Below are 18,370 nucleotides of genomic sequence, written 5' to 3'. Positions count from 1 at the left end.
CTACTTCCAGTCCGGGTTGGCGGCGAGTCCGTAGTAGACGCGCGGCGCGCCGTCGAGGCGCACCGTGACCTTGCCGCCCGCCGCGGTGAGGGTGCGTTCCTGGCCGATGCAGTTCAGCTCCCGCACGGTGCCTTTCACCGTCGCGGAGTGGGCGACGACGTCGGTCTTGGTCGTCCACCTGTCGGTCCAGGGTTCCGGTGACGCGTACCAGGAGTCCGCGGTGTGGTCGGCGTTGAGCACATAGCCGTCCTTACGGCTCCACAGGATCGACACGGGGCCTTCGGGGGTGGTGAAGAGCAGGCCCTTGATGTCCTGGTCGGCGAAGGCGAGATGGCGGACGAAGTCGGCGCGGTCGAGGACACGGGCGGCGGTGGCGAAGGCGAGCAGCGAGGGCTTGGCGCTGGTGTCGCGGTTCATCAGTCCGAAGTGGTACTCGACGTTGTCCGGGTCGGCCTCCTGCGGATGGTGGATGGTGGTGTCGTGCAGCTGGTACCAGTTGACGCCCCTGACCCCCTCGGACTTGGCGAGGGCGAGGGTGAGCAGGGTGTTCTCGGCCGCGTTGCGGTAGGTGTCGGTCCACCAGGCGTTGGGCTTGGTGGAGGCGTAGGCCTCGGTGAGCCAGAGTTCCTTGTTCCCGCCGTACGTGTCGACGACCTCGCGGGCCTTGCGGAGCGCGCCGAGGAAGTTCCAGTACGAGCCGGAGGAGCCCTGGGTCCACTCCGAGGGCGGCGGGGCGTAGTCGGGGGTGAAGTTGCCGCGGCCCGGGTGGAAGGCGAAGGCGTCGATGAGGTCCCAGCCCCCGGCGGCGTGGAAGTTCTCCGTCCAGATGTAGTCCATGCCGCCGAGGCCCGCGTTCATCACCTTCATGGGCGAACCGGCGGCGGTCAGCCGGTCGGTGACCTGGCGCAGTCCGTCGCGTACGTAGACGTCGGCGCCCCGGCCCGACATCCAGGGCTGGTTGACCTCGTTGCTCACCTCGAAGTAGACGGCGTCGGCGTCGACGGCCTTGGCGACGTTGGTGTCGGCCCAGTCGGCGATCTGCTGCGGGGTGCCGCCGACGGGGATACCGCTGAGTTCGACGTTGTGCCCGATTCCGTGCGCGTCGAGGGTCGCGGTGTCGATTCCGGGCGCGCCGGCGTAGGCGATACGTATCCATTTGACGCCGAGGGTCTTCAGCAGGCCGAGTACGGCGTCCTTGCCCGGCTTCAGGAGCCAGGGGTAGTTGGCGATGCCGAACATGGATTCCGTACCGGCGCGGTAGGTGAAGTCGGGCAGCACGGAAAGGTTGGTGCGGGCCAGTGCGCGCTGGCCGCCCGCGATGGCCTCCACCTCGGTGAAGACGATGCCCTGGGACGGCGCGGTGAGGGTGAACGCGGCGTCCCAGGCCGCGCCGGGGGCCACTGTCCGGGTGAGCGTGCCGCCGGCGAGCCTGGTGCCGGCGAAATCGCGCGCCCACCATTTGAGGGTCACCGGCTTGGCGGCCGAACCGCCGTTGACCACCTGCGACTTGAGCGTCATGGTCTGTCCGGCGCTTTTGTAGAGGTTGAACGGCTGGTCGGTCCAGACCTCGACGCCGATGGGGCGGCCGGCCGCGATGGTGCCTGCGGCGCGCGGACGCAGGTCGCCGAGGACGAGGTCGGCCTCGGTGACGGCGGTGGCCGTGCCCGTGGCGGCGCCTGGGGCGTGGATCCATGTGGCGTTCGTGTAGGCGGGGTTGGTGCTGTCGAGGCAGAAGAAGCCCTTGCCGTCGGGCCATGTCTCGGCGTAGGCGCCGCCCGCGTTCGTCTCGTACGGGATACCGCCGCGGGCGTCGCGGTTCCAGACGGTGAGCGCCTCGTACGACTCGGCCGCGGTCGCCCCGTACACGGTCCTGGCGAACATGAAGCCCGACGGTGTCAGGGTGCCGGAGCCGCCGGTCTCCCACTTCAGATGGGCCTTGTGCGGGGTGACGTCGAACGTGCCGGTCACGGTGACGCCGGGCGCGCCGGCGCCCAGGGTGTAGGTGATCTGAAGGCCGGGCCTGCCGTCGGGCAGGGTGACCGCCTTCGGGGTGCCGCCGAAGGTGCGCTGCTGGCCCAGCGCGCTGTCCTTGATCATGAAGTGGGTGAGCAGGACGCGGTCGGTGCCCGCGCCGTCCTTGACGAGTAGGCTCCCGTCGCCCCGGCCGATGAGGGTGATGCCGTCGGCGGAGAGGGTGAGCGGGTCGGCGGCGTGGGCGGCGGTGGCGGGAAGCAGTGCGGCGCCCGTGGCGAGGGCGGTGCTCTGGAGGAATCTGCGGCGGGCAACTGACATGGCGGAGCCTTTCTCTTGTCCCTGAGAGGAAGGGGCGACGTGGTCGCGGACAGGCTGGGTCAGCCCTTGACGCCGGTGAAGCCGAGGCCGGCGACGATGTACTTCTGGCAGACGGCGAAGACGAGGACCGGCGGCGCGACGGCCATCACCATCGCGGCGATGAGCTGGTCCTGCGGTGCCTGGGTGGCGAGTTGGGCGAGTGCGACGCTGATCGGCTGCTTCTCGGGGTCGGTGAGGGCGACCAGCGGCCAGATGAAGTCCTTCCAGCTGTGCATGACCGCCAGCAGGCTGATCACGGCGAGCACCGGCCGGCTCATGGGCAGCACGATCTTCGTGAGCAGTTGGCGCGTGCTGACGCCGTCGACACGCGCCGCGTCGAAGAGTTCGCGGGGCAGGGCGTCGAAGAACTGTTTGGCGAGCAGCACCGTGAAGGCGTTGGTGCCGGCGGGCAGCCAGATCGCCCAGTAGGTGTCACCGAGGTTGAGGTGGAGGAACGGCACGTCGATCACCGTCATGAAGAGGCTGACCATGTTCACGGTGTACGGCACGAACATCGTGGCGAGGATCGCCCCGTAGACGACCCGGCCGAACCGGGGCCGGAGCACGGAGAGCGCGAAGCCGGCGGTGGCGGAGATGAACAGCTGGACGGCCCATGAACCGCCCACCACCAGCACGGTGTTCAGCAGATAGTGACCGACGCTCAGATCGGTGTAGGCGGTGGCGAAGTTGTCCAGGAGCGGCCGGTCCGGCCAGAGGGCGAGCGGCCGTGTGGTCAGCTCGGTGGGCGGCGAGACGGCGCCCTTGACCATCCAGTACAGCGGGCCGACGCCGATGAGCAGCAGCGACACGAGCGTGAGCGCCTGGATGGAGCGGACCGCGGCCCGGACGCCGGGGCGCTGCCGGTCGTGGACGGAGACGAAGGTGGTGGCGGAGGTCATGACGTGCTCCAACTGCGGGTGACCCGCAGATAGACCGCGGACAGCACGGCGAGGGCGAGCACCATCAGGAAGGAGAGCGCGGCGGCTTGCCCGTACTCGCCGTCCTGGAAGGCGTAGCGGAAGATCAGCAGCAGGACGGTGAGGGTGGAGTTCTGCGGACCGCCGCCGGTGAAGATGTACGGCTCGGTGAAGACCTGGATGGTGCCGATGAGCTGCACCAGCAGCAACAGTCCTATGACGGGCCTCAGTTGGGGCAACATGACATGGACGATCCGCCGCCAGATGCCGGCACCGTCCACCTCGGCGGCCTCGTAAAGCTCGGCGGGGATCCCGGCCATCGCCGCGAGGTAGATCAGGACGGCGCCGCCCATGCCGGCCCAGGTGGCTTCCAGTACCAGCGACAGCATCGCGGTGTCGGGCGATTCGAGCCAGGAGAAGGGGCCGAGGCCGACCGTGCCCAGGGCGCTGTTGAAGAGGCCGCTGCCCGGGTCGTAGAACCATTTCCACAGCAGGATCGCGACGACCGGCGGGATGACGACCGGGAGATAGACAAGGAAGCGGTAGATACCGGCGCCGCGGCGCACGGTGCTCACCACGGCGGCGATCACGAGGGGCGCGGGGAAGCCGATCACGATGCCCAGGCCGACGAAGAGCAGGGTGTTGCCCACGGCGGTGCCCAGCAGCGGATCGTCGAACAGGGCGCGGAAGTTGTCGAGGCCGACCCAGACGGCGGGGTCGACGAGGTTGGTGCGCTGGAAGCCGAGGAGGAGGCTGCGCACGATCGGCCACCAGGCGAAGAGCCCGAAGACGATCAGGGTGGGCACGAGGAAGAGCCACGCGGTGAACTGTTCGCGGGCGGCTCCGGCGCGCCGGCCGGCCGGTCGGCCGTTCCCTCGGCGCTTCGGCCGGCCGATCCGTACCCGGGTGCCTCGGCCGGTGCCTCGCGAGGGAGACGTGCCGGGTGGGGCGGGGGTGTGCGAGGAGGGGCTGAGCAGGCTCATGGGAGGCTCTACTTCTGGTCCGCGGCGAGCTTGGAGTTGACGTCCTTCTCGGCCTCGGCCAGCAGGGCGTCGACGTCGGCGTCCCGCTCGGTGAGGACCGCCTGGACGACGGGGTCGAGCGCGGTGTAGAGCGTCTGCGCCTGATAGGGCGGTTCCGGCTTGAGTTCGAGCGACGACAGGCCCTCGGTGTAGGGCCGGAAGTGCTCCAGTTCCACATTGACGTACGGCTTGATCGCGGCGTCGATCGCGGCCTGCCGTTCGGCGTCGAAGACCGGCAGGGTGGGCACTCCCACCGCGGACTTGGGATCGGCGGCGAGCGCCTCGGCCTGCCGCGCCGCCGCGTCGGTGCTGTACTGCGGCTGGGCGTAGGCGAAGGTCAGCCATTTGACGGCCGCCTCCGTGTGCTTCTTGTCGGTCGATTCGGGGACGAGGTAGATGTCGCCGCCGGTGAGTGTGGCGTCGCCACCCGACTGCGGCATGGGCGCGACCCCGAACGCGCCGGTGTCCTCCATGCCGAACTGTGTGGTGGCGAGCCGGTAGGTGCCGGGGCTGCCCATGAACATCCCGACCTGGCCTGCCGCGAACTGTCTGATGACGTCGTTCTGGTTGTTGAGCAGGTTCTTGCCGAGCGAGTCGTCCTTCCAGCGCATGTCCTTCAGCAGGTTCAGCGCCTTCTTGGTCGGCTCGCCGGTGAACTGGGCGACGTACTTGCCGTTCTCCTCCCGCTGGAGATCGCCGCCGAAGGCGTAGCTGAGCATCGTCAGCTGCCAGCCGCCCTGGTTGTCCTTGGACTCGTGGACGAAGCCCGCCTTGCCGGTACGGTCGCTGATCGCCTTGGCGGCGGTACGTACCTCCGGCCAGGTGGTGGGCGGCCGGTCGGGATCGAGCCCGGCCTTTTCGAAGAGGTCGCGGTTGTAGACGAGGCCCTGGGCGTACGGGTTCTGCGGGACGCCGTAGACCTCGCCGGCGGGATCGCTCAGCGGCTTGAGGATCTGCGGGTTGAACTCGGCGAAGTGGTCCCACTCCTGGAGCTGCCCGGTGATGGGCCGCACCTGGCCCTGCTGGATGAGCCGGGGCGGTTCGGTGAGCGGCACCTTGATGACGTCCTCGACATTGCCGCCGGAGAGCTTGGCGGAGAACGTCAGCGGGTCGAAGACCGTGGTGGAGCCCTTGATCTCGATGCCGGGGTTGGCCTTCTCGAAGTCGGCCACCTGCTTCTTGAACAGGGCGAGGGCGGGCTTGTCGGTGGCCGGCGGCATGCCCTGGACGCGGAGCACGAGGTCGCCGCCGGAGCCGGCCTTGCTCGGGGTGACGGCGGAGCAGCCGGTGAGGGCCAAGGCCACGGCGGTACAGCCGAGCCATGCTGCACGGCGGGATATACGGCACATATCGACTCCAAGGAACATGGTGGACATGGTGCGTCGGCGCGGGGGGTGCCTGATTGTGGTGGAGGTGCCTGGTTGTGGTGGCGGGTGCCTGGTTGTCGTGCGCTCAGCGGGAGGAGGCGGGCGCGGGGCCCGTCGACGCGCGCGGGATCAGCCGTGAGCCGATCTCGACGGGCGGGGGCGCGTTACCTCCCGCGTTTCCCGCGATCGTCTCGATGAGCAGATCGGTGGCGCGGGTGGCGACTTCCACCGGATCGATCCTGATGGTGGTGAGGCCGGGCGTGGAGACGGAGGCGAGCTGCGTGTCGTCGATACCGATGACGCTGACGTCGCCGGGGACGGCCACACCGAGGTTCGCCATCTGGTGCAGCACGCCCAGGGCGACCAGATCGTTGTGGGCGAGGACCGCCGTGGCCCCGTGCGCGGCGACGAGCGTCGCCGCGTGCACGCCGGTCTCGAACCTCGGCTCGTACGGGCCGAGTTCGACCAGGGAGAGGTCCAGCGCCTCGAAGGACTCGTGGATGGACTTGCCGCGGCTGAGTTCGGCGCGGGAGGCGTTGACGAACACACAACGCCGGTGACCGTACGCGCGCAGATGCTCGACGGCCTGCGCGATTCCGGCGGACAGGGAGATGTGCACCTCGGCGATGCCCGGCACATGACGGTTCACCACGACCAGCGGCATCCGCTCGGCGAGTTCGAGCAGCCGGTCCTCGGAGAGTGTGGAGGCCCAGAGCACCAGCCCGTCGACCCGCTTCGACACGGCCGCGATCGTCTCCAGTTCGTCGGCCTCGCGTTCGTCGCTGTCGGCGACGAGGACGGTGTGCCCCAGTCGCCTGGCACGGGCCTGCATCGCCTTCACGATGGGCGGGAAGAAGGGGTTGACGATGTCCGGGATGATCAGCCCGAGGGTTCCGGTGCCGACCCCGCGCAGGCTGCGGGCCGCCGGATTGGGTGCGTAACCGAGCTTGGCCGCGACGTCGAGGATGCGCTGCCGGGTCTTCGGCTGCACCTGGTCGGGCGCGGTGAACGCGCGGGACACCGTCGAGACGGAGACGCCGGCGGCGCTCGCCACCTCCCGGATCGTGACTGGCACGGACGGCCTCCTCGGTTCGCTTCCCCGGTTCGTCGCCGGTTCGTTTCTCTGGCCTTCTCGGCTGGATGCGGTGGATCCTTGCGAACGTTCCCAGACGGTGTCAAGAGTGTTGCGTCAAAGAAAATCCCGTGAAAATCCGCTACTCGCAGGGGTCTTGTGCGACCGCTTGGGCAACGTCAATGATTCGGTCCTGTTGGTGTTGCGGAGTTTGCGGGAACGTTCTCATCGAGGAGTGACATGAAGATCACCGGCCTGGAAGTGCTGACTCTCCCCGACCACGGAGACAGCATGATGCTGGTCGCGGTCGACACCGACGAGGGCATCCACGGTCTGGGCGAGGTGGGCATCCGGTCGCGTCAGAAGGCGGTCGCCGGCGCGCTCGACCATCTCGCCGATCTGATCGTCGGCGAGGATCCGCGGCGCATCGAGCATCTCTGGCAGGTGATGTCGCGCCGCGGCTTCTTTCCCTCGGACCGGATGGTCGGCGCCGCCATCGCCGCGGTGGATGTCGCGCTGTGGGACATCCGGGGCAAGGCGCTGGGCGTACCGGTGCACGAACTGCTGGGCGGCCGGGTACGGGACCATGTCCCGGCTTACACGCATGTCGGTGACGACTACCACGAGCGTGACCGGTTCCTGGACCGCTGCCGCGGGCTCGTGCTGGAGGGCTGGCGCCATCTGCGCTTCGCCGCGCCGCACCGGGCGGACGGCGTGCTGGACGCCCGCCGCTGTCTGCGGGACTCGGTCGAACTCTTCCACCAGGTACGGGAAACGGTCGGGGACGAGGTGGAACTCATCCTCGATGTGCACACACGGCTGGATCCGCCGGAGGCGCTGACCCTGTGCCGGGAGATCGAGGCGGCACGCCCGTACTTCGTGGAGGATCCGCTGCGCTGCGAGAACACCGAGAGCTACCGCATGCTGCGCGCCCGCACCGGCGTACCGTTGGCGGCCGGTGAACAGTTCGGCTCCAAATGGGAGTTCAGAAGTCTCATCGAGGGCGATCTGATCGACTACGCGCGGGTCGACGTCGGAGTCGCCGCGGGGATCACCGAGGCCAAGAAGATCGCGGCCATGGCGGAGACGCACCACATCAAGCTCGCCACGCACAATCCGCTCGGCCCGGTGACCGCCGCATCGTCGCTCCAGCTCAACCTCGCCTGCACCAATGTGGCCGTCCAGGAGCACCAGACCGACCCGGAACCGGCGACGGCCGCCCTGTTCGTCGAACGGCCGACCGTGGTTCCGGGCCGTGTCGAGCGGAGCGAACTGCCCGGGATCGGGGTGGTGATCGACCGCGAGGAGGCGCGCGCGTACCAGGCCACGGCCGCCGAGCGGCCCCATCTGCGCACGTCCGACGGCGCGTTCACCAACTGGTGAGCCCGTGCGCCGCATGGCGGGCGGCAGTTGCTGACCGCGGTCGGCTATCGCTTTGCGCGCGGAGGCCGACGCCGACGACCTGTTCTCTCCGTGTTGCGGTAGGCGTCGGCCAGACGGCAGAGGTAATCGGTATCGCTGCCCAGGTCATGGCCACCCACGGCGGCGTTCTCGATCGAACGCAACGGACTGCCCTTCTCGCGGGCACGCAGGGCAACCGCGATCCTGGCGGCTTCTCGCCGGGCGTCTTCCATCCCGCTGACGGCTGACTCGTCGGAAGGCAGGTACGGGCGTATCGCCAGCAGACCGTCGCGGATCTCGATCACTCGCCGGTACAGCTGCAACCTTGTGGGGAAAAGTGTGTTGCCGTGCAGCAGCCCAGGGGGTTCCAGCGCGATGGCGGGTTCGGCCCGGTAGAGGGCGGACCACAGCGGGCCGAGCTGTCGGTAGCGACCGTAGCGGCGCAGCCACTCGGCGATCGCCGGCACGGCGACTCCAACGAGTACAAGGAGGTGGGCCGTTGTCGGCAGCGCTCTGCTCATCATGAAGCCCCTGCCGAACGAGAAGTCGACCGGGGCTCGGGCGGAGACCGCGACAACGGTCTTACTCAACATGTAGCAGGCCGCCGCGCCGGTTCCGGCGGCGACCAAGCTGAGACCCAGACGCAGCGCCAGGTCCGGCGCTTCGAACGCGTCCCGAAGGCAGAGCCGGGCGATGACGGTGAACTCGGGCAGCAGCGCCACGGCGTAGGCGATGCAGTACTCCATCACCCATGGCGACTGTGGGTACAGGTTCGGGGTGAGAGCGAACAGGAGACACATCGCGACACCGGCGAAGACCACCCACGCCGTGTGCGCGCGAGCGCGTGCTTCGTATCCGTGCAGCCGCAGCAGGATCTGGGCTCCCGCCCAGACGGCGGCGAGCATGGCGACGTGACCGACGAGTCGTTCGATGCCGTGCGAACTCGCGGCGCGCGCGAGAGTGGCAGCGGCAGGTGTGAGTGCCGTCTGTGAAACGGCAAGGCCGAGCACGCAGAGCCGCACGAGCCGGCGGCCGGGCGCGGGCCCCGGTCGCAGCCACAGCAGCATCCCCCAGGCGAGCAGGGCCGGAACGTAGTTCCGCGCCAGTTCACCCACGGTCGCGACCGTTCCCCAGCGCGGATCGCAGTCGGCCGACCACAGATTCGTCGCGAGAGGCCGGGCGGACATGCTGGCCGAGCAACGACGCCAGGAACTCCGCTTCCCGCTCCTCGACGCTCGAATAGCCGGTGCGGCCCAGCACCCGGCGGATCATGCGCGGATCAAGGTCGGGCAGCAGTAATCGCGCCTGTTCAGCGGGGCTGAGTGTGACGGGGAAGTGGTCGCACAGCATGTGACCGATCTCGTGCAGCACGATGTGGTTCTGGTGCGGCACGGTCGTGTGCTGCTCGTACGCGATCAGGTCGGCGGTATCGGTCGCGATCCAGAGCCCGCACACACCGAAGAGGTCGGGCAGAGGCAGTCGCTTGATCGCCCGCCCGCGCCTCGTACCCAGTTCGGCGCACAGCGTCGGGACATCGAACGAGCCCGGCAGCTCCAGATCCCGGAGCACCTCGGCGCAGCGGCGCCGCATCTTCCGCCGGCCGGTCCGGATCATTGGTCCACGTCGCCCGCGGGATCAGGCAGCCCTTCGAGTTCGCGGACGCGGTCGACCATGTCCCTTATCGTCTCCAGACTCTTCGTCGACAACCCACGTGCGCGCAGGGCGATCTGCCGCACCGGCGCGTCGCGCAGCGCGCTGAGCAGCGCGAGTTGGGCGTTGATGCGCTCGGCCTCCGCGTCGTCGAAGAAGTACGCCGGGGGTACGCCGAAGAAGGTCGCGAGAGCTTCAAGATGACGCTTGGTCGGGTTGTCCCGGAGACCTTTGCGCAACTGCCACAAGTACGTTGACGAGATGGTGGGACCGCCCTGAGCCCTGATCGCCTCGGCGACCTCGTCGAACGTGTACTCGCCGCCGTCGGCCGGCCGCACCACGCTGAACAAATGGTCGACCTTCGTCGCCAGTACGGCTTTGGCGCTGTCCTCTGCCATGCCCACATCCTACCTCGATCAACTCACATAAAGCGGAATACTGAATTCTATCCATCTTGGTTGACGTGCTCCATTGGCGCGAGCTACGGTCCTGCCATTCCGGGAACGACCGCGGCGACGATCTCACCGCCCCGGGATTCAACGGATCAACGACTGTCCGACCAAGGGGAGAAGTCACGTGAACAAATTGGTAGAACGTTCCATGATCCGCAAACCAGCCGTCCTTCTCGCAATGCTGGCAACGGCGGCGGCATCGCTCATCGTCAGCTCTCCCCCGGCTTCGGCGGATCAGAGTGCGAGCGGGGATACGTACTGCTATCACGGTCGACGGGTGGGCGTCGAAGACAAGGCGAGCGGGGTGGTGAGCGTCACGGCCGTTGACGTGAACAAGATCTACGTCGCCCCGTTCCTCGCCGTACACCGCACACAGTCCTCGAAGTTCTCGGGGAGCTGGACCGTGAATGCCGTTGACGCCGGCGGCCCGGGAATTATCGTCCACGCGTTCGGATACTGCTACTTCTGATGCTCCTGTAGGGAAACAAGGGCATCCGTAGACCGGCTGCCGTCCATTCGTCGCCGGGGTGCGTATGGGCGGCGGCAACCCTTCTGAACAGGCATTGGGTGGTTGGTATCGTGCGACCGGGGTCGATGAATATCGTCATGCTGACTTCCTGCGTGTTGCTCATCGCGCTCGGCGGATGCGATCGGCAATCGGCGCCGACGAGGGGCGCGGGAGCAGCGAGCGAACCTGCCGTATCGGGTGCGGACAGATCGGCGTTCAAGCGATACTGGGACGACATGACGGCGTACAAGAACGAGTACGCTTCCTGCCTTCGGTCGCGCGGAATTGGCGGAGTCAGCGTCAAGGAGTCGTCTGTCGAGTTCCCGACGACTGAACAGAACAACGAGAAGGCTTCATCAGCCCAACGGATCTGCCGTTCAGAGGTCGCGTATCCGGAAGACCCCGACGACGAGGTTCGGCGAGGCATGTATGCGGCAGCGGTGGGCAGCTACCAATGTCTCGCCGAAGGCGGCTGGAAGCCCAAGAAGCCACCCTCACTGAGCGCCTACCTGGCGGAAGGTGCCCAGTGGACGCCCTACTCGGAATTGCCGGTGAACGACGCCGAGTGGGAAAAGCTCAACAAACAATGCCCACAGTTCGACTCATGAGAGCTGAGACTCGGGCACACGCCGCCTGAAGCAGCCGGCGCGACAGGCAAGTTGAAGGCCCGCCCCCGCTGGGCCGCACAACCCTCATGGCGAGGCTTAGTGATGGCGGTGTAGACGGCCTGGATGATCAAGTCCAAGGGGTCGGCGGGCACAGGGGGTCTGCGTGCAGCGGCTGTGGCGCTTCCGGTCAGCCTTCTCCGTTGGGCACGGAGCAACGCGATGTCCGTTTCCTGCCAGCAGGCACAGGCGCGTCGAGTCGCCATCGGGCACATGACCAAGTACACCGTGCTCCCCGTTGAAACAGCCGTCCTCAAGGAACTGCGGATCGCCGACGACGCAGGCCGTCCCTGCGCCCCGTACATCGCGACCCGCGACGACGCAGGCTCCCCGCTGCGCTGCTGCCTTCGCCCCATCAGGATCGGTGAGCAAATTGCCCTTGTTTCGTACGCCCCACTGCGACGCTGGGCCACCACGAGGGGTGCACGTCCGGGCGCGTACGACGAACAAGGTCCCGTCTTTATTCACGCCGATGACTGCGACGGGTTCACCCTCGGCGAGAGCTACCCTTTCGATCGGCCGGGCGCCCTGCGAACCGTGCGCCGCTATGACGCCCGGGGCCATATCGCCGGTGGACGCCTTATGGAGATTCCCGCCGACGCCACGGTCGGCTTCGACGCGGCTTTTGACGATGCGTTCAGCGACCCGGACGTGGTGCTCGTACACGTCCGGGCAGTGGAATACGGATGCTTCCACTTCGAGGTGCGACGGCCCTCGGCCGAGGCGCGTTAGCTGGCAAGAGCACGCTCAGGGTAGGGGTCGCGGCGCCGCACCCCCTGGCCCCTCGCAACGATCATGTGTACGGTCCTCACAACGCTGGCCTTCCCGGACCCGGATTCCCTCGCGGAGATGAGCCGATGACCCCGCAGGTAAGCCCTCAAGGGCTCGACTGGTACCGCCGTGCCCGGTTCGGCATGTTCGTCCACTGGGGCCTCTACTCGATGATCGGCCGCGGCGAGTGGGAACAGGTCATCGCCCGGATACCGGCGGCCGAGTACGCGCCGCTGGCCAAGCTCTTCAACCCCGCGGCCTTCGACGCCAATAAACTCGTCGCTCATGCCGAGGCGGCGGGCCAGCGCTACCTCACCATCACCAGCCGCCATCACGACGGTTTCTCCATGTACGACACCGCACTGTCCGACTTCAAGATCACCCGTTCTCCGTTCCGCCGCGACCCCATCGCCGAACTCGCCGACGCCTGCCGGGAATCCGGCACCGTCAAGCTGGGCTTCTACATCTCTCTCGTGGACTGGCACCACCCCGGCTACCTCGACTCATCCCGCTGGGAGGACTATCTCGCCTTCCTCTTCGGGCAGGTCGAAGAGCTGTGCACGCAGTACGGGGAGATCGCGCAGATCTGGTTCGACGGCGACTGGCCCAACTCCCCCGTCCCGGAGGAACATCCGGGCTGGTTCACCGCCGACCAGCAGTGGCACTATCCCCGGCTGTACGACCTCATCCACCGCCTCCAGCCGGACGCCGTACTCCTCAACAACCGCAAAGACGGCCTCCAGCCCGGTGAGGATGTCCAGGGCTACGAGAACGATCTCCCCGGAGAGAACACCACGGGCCTCAACCCCGGCGCGCTGCTCGCGGTGCCGCGCGAAACCTGCCTGACGATGAACCGCAGTTGGGGCTACGTACCGCACGACACAAACTACAAACGGCCGGACGAGCTCATCGACACACTGCTGCGCTGCGTGGCCGCCGACTCCAACCTGCTGCTGAACATCGGCCCGACACAGTCCGGCGACGTACCGGCCCCCGCACAGGAGCGCCTACGCGAGATGGGCCGCTGGCTGGACACACACGGCGACGCCGTATACAGCGCGGGGCCAGGACCGGAGCCCGGGACCATCCGCACCCAGGACGGGCGAGTCCTGGACCTGACCGACCTGATGCCTCAGACCTAACATTCCGTGGCAGGCGTCAGCCGATCAGCTGTTCCGACCGTTCCCACAGGCCGCGCGTCAGATTCCCAGTCGCGTCCGGGTGTGCCTTCGGCGAGCCAGCGGTTCGACGACAGGAACGGGGCGAGGTGGTTGATCTGGAAGGTCTTCTCGAAACCGTCGAGGGTCCTGGTGGGGTCGCCGTACACGCCGCCGGCGTTGTTGGTGAGCACGTCGATCCGCGGGTATGCGGCGTCCAGTTCGACCGCGAGCTTTCGCCCGCCACGGCTCGCGTGTTCTGCGGCGAGCGTCCCACGATCACCACTGAGATCTCCCGCAGTACGTTCTTCCGGTACTTCTCCTCCAAGGGGGACGCACTCTTCGCCGCGTCGGCCAGCCCCAAGCCCTCCCGTCAGGCCCCAAGGGGCGGGGCGCCCGTGGCCGGCGTCAACCGACGGTGAAACGCGTCGCTTTCGTGTCGAGCGTCGTGGAACCGTCACCGGCGCGGGCCAGCACCGCGACGTGCCAGAGTCCGCGCGGGGATTCGGCGGCGTCGGCACCGGTTATGGCGACAGAGTAGGTGCAGCGTACGGTGTCTCCGCCGGAGGGCTCGCACGTGGCCGGCTCGGCGGCGGCCATTTCCTTGACGGTCAAATCCTTCTCGGCGAACGACGAATCCGCCGGCCAGGCAAGGACCTTGACGTCCGTGACACCGGAGGACGCCGTCGCGTCGGTCGTGAAGACCAGCGAGCCGTCACGGTCACCGTGGGGAGCTGTGTAGCGGGCCGTGCTGTGCTCCAGGGTGGGCGGCTGCTCGCCGGCGTACGCGAGGGCGAACGTCCCGGCACCCCCCAGAACGGCGACCGCGGCGGTCACGGACAGAAGAACGGTACGTCGGGACATAAGAGGCTCTCCACCATCGTCTCAGCGGTATCGGAACCGGCGTTCTCCGCGCCGCCGGTTCATCGATGGTCGCCCCCTGAGAGTGCACCGAACATGAGTACTGACACTCAACCCGGCTGAGTAGAGGCGGCTGTTGGACGGTCGGGACCTGGTAAGGCCAGTCGCGCGGGGCGCCGGCCGGGGCTGCCGAGTTCCCGGTGTTGTCAGCCGGTGATGATGTGCGAGGGTGGTACTCGGACGATGCCGATCGCCGCTGGCGCGGTGACCTGCACCAGCTTTCCGAAGTCGGAGAAGACCGTTGTGACGGTTGTGGTGTTGAAACCGAAGCCGAGGGCCGTCCGTGTCTGGACCACCCGCCCCGCTCCGTCGATCCAGACGTCCGCGAAGGCGGGTATGTCCTCGCCCCTGGCCGCGCGGTCCTCGTTGACTTCGTCCCGCTCGCTCTCCGCGATCCTGAGCGAGATCGCCGCATGGTCCAGCATGCCGCGATAGTGCTTGGCCGGGGCACCGTTCACCTTCTCGACGCCCTGGTAGTAGACCTTCTTCGCCATACCTACCTGGACGAGCGTGTGCTCTGGATCGTTCATGGGTGCGCGAAGGGGTAGGTGCACCTCGCTCTTGTTCCGGTCGAAGGAGCCCCAAGGGCCCGCCGCTCCTTTGACGCCGCGCAGATAGACCTTTCCGGCCACGAAGAGTTCCTCCGCGTGAGCGCCACCGCTGTCGGTCGTCTCGACGGTGAGACGGCCCCTGTCGCCCGCCATGTCGAAGTGCCCGGTGATGAGCAGGAGTTGGCTCTGTTTGCCGTCGCTCATCGTGATTTCCTGGTCGAGCCGGGCACTGGTACGCCGCGTCGCGGCTACCGCGTCCACCACGGTGCCCGCGAGATCGCCCTCGGGGACCGGCGGCGTCTTCACGGCCCCGGCCCCGGCGTGCGGCTGGTCACTCTCGCTGGAACATCCGACGAGACCGGCGAGCGCGGCAGCGCAGAGCGACGGGGCCGGCGAGGACACGGGAACGACGGTAGGGACATGGAGGACGCATGGAAATCTCCCGGACATCACGCACACGCGACAGTCGCCGTGAACGCAGGAGCGAGGGACTGCTGCCCAGACGGGCTCACGTATGTTCCCATGCGGTGAACAGGGCATCTGAGTCAGGTCCGTCACCGCGTGATCCGGCCCCGCTCCGGGTACGGGGTGATCTCTTCGGCGTACGCGCCGGCCGGCGGGGCGGGGGCGTAGACCGGGGTCGTGGCGGTTCGGCCGGTCCGATCGGAGAGCTGGTCGGACCGGCCGAACCCAGGGGTGGCGCGGAAACCCGTCGCCGTGGAGCTGGGCCGGGGTCAGCGGATGGTGGTGACCCTGCGCTCCTTCAGGGCAGCGCAGTTGGAGTTCTCCACCGAGACGTACACGTTGGCGATGTTGCCACCCCAGCTGACGCAGTGGGCCTTGCCGTAGACGCGGCTCGGACCCGCGTACGACGTGAAGTTCCCGGAGTCCTCGGCCCACTCGTCGGTGTCGGGCACGTAGATGTACGCCGACATGAGCTTGGCGGTGCCCGGGTTGGTGCGGATGGTCGCGACGCAGTTCTTGCCGTTGGCGGAGTTGTACGTGAGGTAGACCGTGCCCTGCGAACCGATAGGAGCGGAGTTCACGGTCTTGTAAGCGCTGCCGCAGACCCCCTGCGGCGTGACGTTGGGCGCGGCGTGGGCGGTGGCGCCGAATGTGGCGGTGGCGCCGACGACGAGCGCGGTCAACGCTCCTGCGGTTGCGGCATTACGCTTGATTCCCATTATTTCCCCCTTGCGACTCCGAGAGCGGTTTGCTCACACTTGGAAGACCCCCGAACGGCACGGATGGTTGTACTCGGTTCGACGCGGCGTCACCTAGGGATTCGCCCCGATACCCGCACCGAGGTCGCTCGCCTACCGTCATGAGTAGTACTGAACTTCGGGTCAGCCGATCCGTATCGCACCGAACTCGTGTGTCACAGGAGGGTCCGATGAAGGCGATCGTCCAGGACCGGTACGGCTCACCCGACGTGTTGGAGCTCAGGGAGGTCGACAAGCCGGTTGTCGCCGACCATGAGGTTCTGGTGCGGGTCCACGCGGCCTCGGTCAACGCCCGTGACTGGCACGTCATGCGGGGTGACCCGTACCTGGCGCGCCTGACGTTCGGGTTCAGGGGGCCGAAGCCGAAGATCCGGGGCACGGACTTCGCGGGTCGGGTGGAAGCGGTGGGCAGGAACGTGACGCGGTTCCGACCCGGTGACGACGTATTCGGCGAAGCCGACGGGGCGTTCGCCGAGTACGTGTCCGCTCCGGAAGACGTGGTGGAGCCGAAACCGGCCGACCTGTCGTTCGAGCAGGCCGCCGCGCTGCCGCTGGCGGGGAACACGGCCCTGATGGGCCTGCGCGACCTGGGACAGGTCCAGCCGGGACAGCGGGTACTGGTCAATGGCGCGTCAGGTGGTGTGGGCACCTTCGCCGTACAGATCGCCAAGGCGTTCGGCGCGGAGGTGACCGGCGTCTGCAGTACGCGAAACCTGGAACTGGTCCGGTCGATGGGCGCGGATCACCTCATCGACTACACCGTGGAGGACTTCACCCGGAACGGACAGCGGTACGACGTCGTGTTCGACCTGGTGGGGAACCGTTCGCTGACCGAGTGCCGGCGTGCGCTGACACCTGCGGGGAGGCTCGTTCTCTCCGGTGGAGGCGTATTCGAAGGCGGGAGTCTTTTCGGGCCGATGGGTCTCATCCTCAAGGGCCACGTGATGTCCCGCTTCGTCCACCACCAGTTGCTCGTCCTCACGGCGACGCCGGGCAAGGAGAACCTGGCGGCGCTGGGGGAACTCGCCGGGTCCGGGAAGCTCGCCCCGGCCATCGACCGGACCTATCCGTTGAGCGAGGTACCCGAGGCCATCGGGTACGTCGAAGTGGAGCACGCGCGCGCGAAGGTCGTCATCACCGTGTGACGGACCGCCGTCCCTGCCCTGCGAGCCGGCCCCTCACAGCCAGCCCCGCCTGGCCGCCTGCCAGGCGAGTTGCATACGGGTGGTCGCTCCGGCGAGTTCCATCATGTGCTGGATATGGCGCTGCACGGTGCGCCGGCTCAGCCCCATCTGGCTGGCGATCGCCTTGTCGGCCACGCCCGCCACGAGCAGGGACAGCAACCGTCTGTCGATGGAGGAGAGCGGGTCCGGTGCGCCGGCTCCGTCCGTCCCCGCGACCGCCCCGGAGTCGTCGACGTCCAGCGGGACGGCGTCCTCCCAGTAGCGTTCGAACAGGGCGATGAGGGCGGCCAGGAGGTTGCTGTCCCGGACCAGCGCGGCCGTCGGCTCGTCGGGGCTGCCCTGCGGTCCTCCGGGCACCAACGGGCAGACGGCGATGGCACGGTCGGCCACGGCGAGCCGCAGCGGCAGATGGGGTACGGATCTGGCGATCTCCCCGGCACGCACGCCCTCGACGACGTTGTCGACCGCGCCCTCGTCGTCGAAGAAGGCCTTCTCGTACAGCACCCGGTAGGTCACGCCCCGGCCCAGCGCGTCGAACTCCGCGTCGTTGCTGCCCGACGGCATGGCCACGTACTGGGCCTTGCAGAACCAGAGCATCTCGTCGCGCGCGCTCGCCTGGATCTGCCGCAGATGCTGGCGCAGGGCTTCGCCGCCGGTGATGACCTCGATGAGCTGGCCCGCGTCCTGCCGGCGTGCGGTGTCCCGGTAGGTCTCCAGGAGACTGGTGACTTCGACGCGGGCCCGGTCCAACGCGTCCGAGTTACGTTTCAGCCGGGGGGTGAGCGCCACGTCCGGGGGTGTCGCGCGGTACTGACGCGGCACACCGTCGGTGTGGCTGGCCATGCCCTTGGCCGCGAGATCGGTCAGCACGCTCCGGGCTTCCACGACCTCCAGACCGACGCGCTCGGCGACGTCGGCGGCCTTGAGCGGACCCGTCGTGATGAGAAGCCGGTAGACGGCCTCCTCGACTGCCGATACCCCGGCGGCCTCCAGCGCCACTGCGCCCTCCTGAGACCTCGGCCCCCACGCGCTCACTTCACGCACCCTCGAACGTTGAATACCGTACTGCATCGTGTGCACAGCACACCGATGGGCAGACGGCTTCCACCGCCTGCCCACCCGTGCGCGACGACTCCCCGCTAGGGCGTGTTAGAAGTCCCGTCTGGCCCACGACGCCT

General features: G+C 67.9%; 19 protein-coding genes. 6 read left to right on the top strand and 13 right to left on the bottom strand.

The window, feature by feature from the left end:
• The 5 genes from ACFWV8_RS03570 to ACFWV8_RS03550 form a co-directional block, all read right to left on the bottom strand.
• Window positions 1-2,292: a hypothetical protein gene (locus ACFWV8_RS03570; RefSeq protein ID WP_384197612.1), complete on the bottom strand. Its 2,292-nt coding sequence runs from the start codon at window positions 2,290-2,292 to the stop codon at window positions 1-3.
• A gap of 59 nt (window positions 2,293-2,351) precedes the next feature.
• Window positions 2,352-3,230, bottom strand: coding sequence for a carbohydrate ABC transporter permease (locus tag ACFWV8_RS03565; RefSeq protein WP_329378139.1), 879 nt, complete (start codon window positions 3,228-3,230; stop codon window positions 2,352-2,354).
• Window positions 3,227-4,231: a carbohydrate ABC transporter permease gene (locus ACFWV8_RS03560; protein WP_384197610.1), complete on the bottom strand. Its 1,005-nt coding sequence runs from the start codon at window positions 4,229-4,231 to the stop codon at window positions 3,227-3,229. The genes ACFWV8_RS03565 and ACFWV8_RS03560 overlap by 4 nt, the downstream gene beginning before the upstream one ends.
• Window positions 4,232-4,239: 8 nt before the next feature.
• Window positions 4,240-5,574 carry an ABC transporter substrate-binding protein gene (locus ACFWV8_RS03555; RefSeq protein ID WP_384197608.1) on the bottom strand — a complete coding sequence of 445 codons (1,335 nt, stop codon included), beginning with the start codon at window positions 5,572-5,574 and terminating at the stop codon, window positions 4,240-4,242.
• A 148-nt stretch (window positions 5,575-5,722) separates the two neighbouring features.
• Window positions 5,723-6,712: a LacI family DNA-binding transcriptional regulator gene (locus ACFWV8_RS03550; RefSeq protein WP_384197606.1), complete on the bottom strand. Its 990-nt coding sequence runs from the start codon at window positions 6,710-6,712 to the stop codon at window positions 5,723-5,725.
• Between the two features lie 237 nt (window positions 6,713-6,949).
• Between ACFWV8_RS03550 and ACFWV8_RS03545 the strand changes: the two genes are divergently transcribed.
• The gene (locus ACFWV8_RS03545) at window positions 6,950-8,092 is read left to right on the top strand and encodes a mandelate racemase/muconate lactonizing enzyme family protein (RefSeq protein WP_384197604.1); all 1,143 of its coding nucleotides are present in this window, start codon (window positions 6,950-6,952) and stop codon (window positions 8,090-8,092) included.
• 44 nt (window positions 8,093-8,136) lie between these two features.
• On the opposite strand, the gene ACFWV8_RS03540 is transcribed toward ACFWV8_RS03545, so the two are convergent.
• The 3 genes from ACFWV8_RS03540 to ACFWV8_RS03530 are packed head-to-tail and all read right to left on the bottom strand — an operon-like array spanning window position 8,137 to window position 10,158.
• Window positions 8,137-9,297, bottom strand: coding sequence for an MAB_1171c family putative transporter (locus ACFWV8_RS03540; RefSeq protein WP_384197603.1), 1,161 nt, complete (start codon window positions 9,295-9,297; stop codon window positions 8,137-8,139).
• Window positions 9,218-9,724 (bottom strand): hypothetical protein, encoded by a 507-nt coding sequence (locus tag ACFWV8_RS03535; RefSeq protein WP_384197601.1) that lies wholly within the window; start codon window positions 9,722-9,724, stop codon window positions 9,218-9,220. Before ACFWV8_RS03535 ends, ACFWV8_RS03540 begins: the two co-directional genes overlap by 80 nt.
• A complete protein-coding gene (locus ACFWV8_RS03530) occupies window positions 9,721-10,158 on the bottom strand; it encodes a helix-turn-helix domain-containing protein (protein ID WP_384197599.1) in 438 nt (145 codons plus the stop codon). The genes ACFWV8_RS03535 and ACFWV8_RS03530 overlap by 4 nt, the downstream gene beginning before the upstream one ends.
• Before the next feature lie 202 nt (window positions 10,159-10,360).
• Between ACFWV8_RS03530 and ACFWV8_RS03525 the strand changes: the two genes are divergently transcribed.
• The 4 genes from ACFWV8_RS03525 (at window position 10,361) to ACFWV8_RS03510 (ending at window position 13,298) form a co-directional block, all read left to right on the top strand.
• Window positions 10,361-10,681 carry a hypothetical protein gene (locus ACFWV8_RS03525; protein WP_384197597.1) on the top strand — a complete coding sequence of 107 codons (321 nt, stop codon included), beginning with the start codon at window positions 10,361-10,363 and terminating at the stop codon, window positions 10,679-10,681.
• A 125-nt stretch (window positions 10,682-10,806) separates the two neighbouring features.
• Entirely contained in the window at window positions 10,807-11,328 is a 522-nt protein-coding gene (locus tag ACFWV8_RS03520; protein ID WP_384197595.1) for a hypothetical protein, read from the top strand.
• Window positions 11,329-11,598: 270 nt separating this feature from the next.
• Window positions 11,599-12,117 carry a DUF1203 domain-containing protein gene (locus ACFWV8_RS03515; protein WP_384197593.1) on the top strand — a complete coding sequence of 173 codons (519 nt, stop codon included), beginning with the start codon at window positions 11,599-11,601 and terminating at the stop codon, window positions 12,115-12,117.
• Window positions 12,118-12,242: 125 nt separating this feature from the next.
• Window positions 12,243-13,298: an alpha-L-fucosidase gene (locus tag ACFWV8_RS03510; protein ID WP_384197591.1), complete on the top strand. Its 1,056-nt coding sequence runs from the start codon at window positions 12,243-12,245 to the stop codon at window positions 13,296-13,298.
• Here the strand turns inward: ACFWV8_RS03510 and ACFWV8_RS03505 are convergent.
• From ACFWV8_RS03505 to ACFWV8_RS03490, 4 genes are all read right to left on the bottom strand, one after another.
• Window positions 13,295-13,507: a hypothetical protein gene (locus ACFWV8_RS03505; protein ID WP_384197589.1), complete on the bottom strand. Its 213-nt coding sequence runs from the start codon at window positions 13,505-13,507 to the stop codon at window positions 13,295-13,297. The genes ACFWV8_RS03510 and ACFWV8_RS03505 overlap by 4 nt on opposite strands.
• Window positions 13,508-13,721: 214 nt before the next feature.
• Window positions 13,722-14,177, bottom strand: coding sequence for a DUF5707 domain-containing protein (locus tag ACFWV8_RS03500; protein WP_384197588.1), 456 nt, complete (start codon window positions 14,175-14,177; stop codon window positions 13,722-13,724).
• Window positions 14,178-14,380: 203 nt separating this feature from the next.
• Window positions 14,381-15,187 (bottom strand): hypothetical protein, encoded by an 807-nt coding sequence (locus ACFWV8_RS03495; protein ID WP_384197586.1) that lies wholly within the window; start codon window positions 15,185-15,187, stop codon window positions 14,381-14,383.
• 332 nt (window positions 15,188-15,519) lie between these two features.
• Window positions 15,520-15,969: a spore-associated protein gene (locus tag ACFWV8_RS03490; RefSeq protein ID WP_384197583.1), complete on the bottom strand. Its 450-nt coding sequence runs from the start codon at window positions 15,967-15,969 to the stop codon at window positions 15,520-15,522.
• Between the two features lie 209 nt (window positions 15,970-16,178).
• Here ACFWV8_RS03490 and ACFWV8_RS03485 point away from each other — a divergent pair, with 209 nt between their 5' ends.
• Entirely contained in the window at window positions 16,179-17,153 is a 975-nt protein-coding gene (locus tag ACFWV8_RS03485; protein WP_384197581.1) for an NAD(P)-dependent alcohol dehydrogenase, read from the top strand.
• 33 nt (window positions 17,154-17,186) lie between these two features.
• Here ACFWV8_RS03485 and ACFWV8_RS03480 read toward each other — a convergent pair whose 3' ends face one another.
• A complete protein-coding gene (locus ACFWV8_RS03480; RefSeq protein WP_384197579.1) occupies window positions 17,187-18,191 on the bottom strand; it encodes a helix-turn-helix domain-containing protein in 1,005 nt (334 codons plus the stop codon).
• Window positions 18,192-18,370 lie beyond the last annotated feature (179 nt).

It is taken from the genome of Streptomyces sp. NPDC058665, from assembly GCF_042714995.1.
Lineage (GTDB): Bacteria > Actinomycetota > Actinomycetes > Streptomycetales > Streptomycetaceae > Streptomyces.
This window is presented reverse-complemented; position numbering and strand designations above follow the sequence as displayed.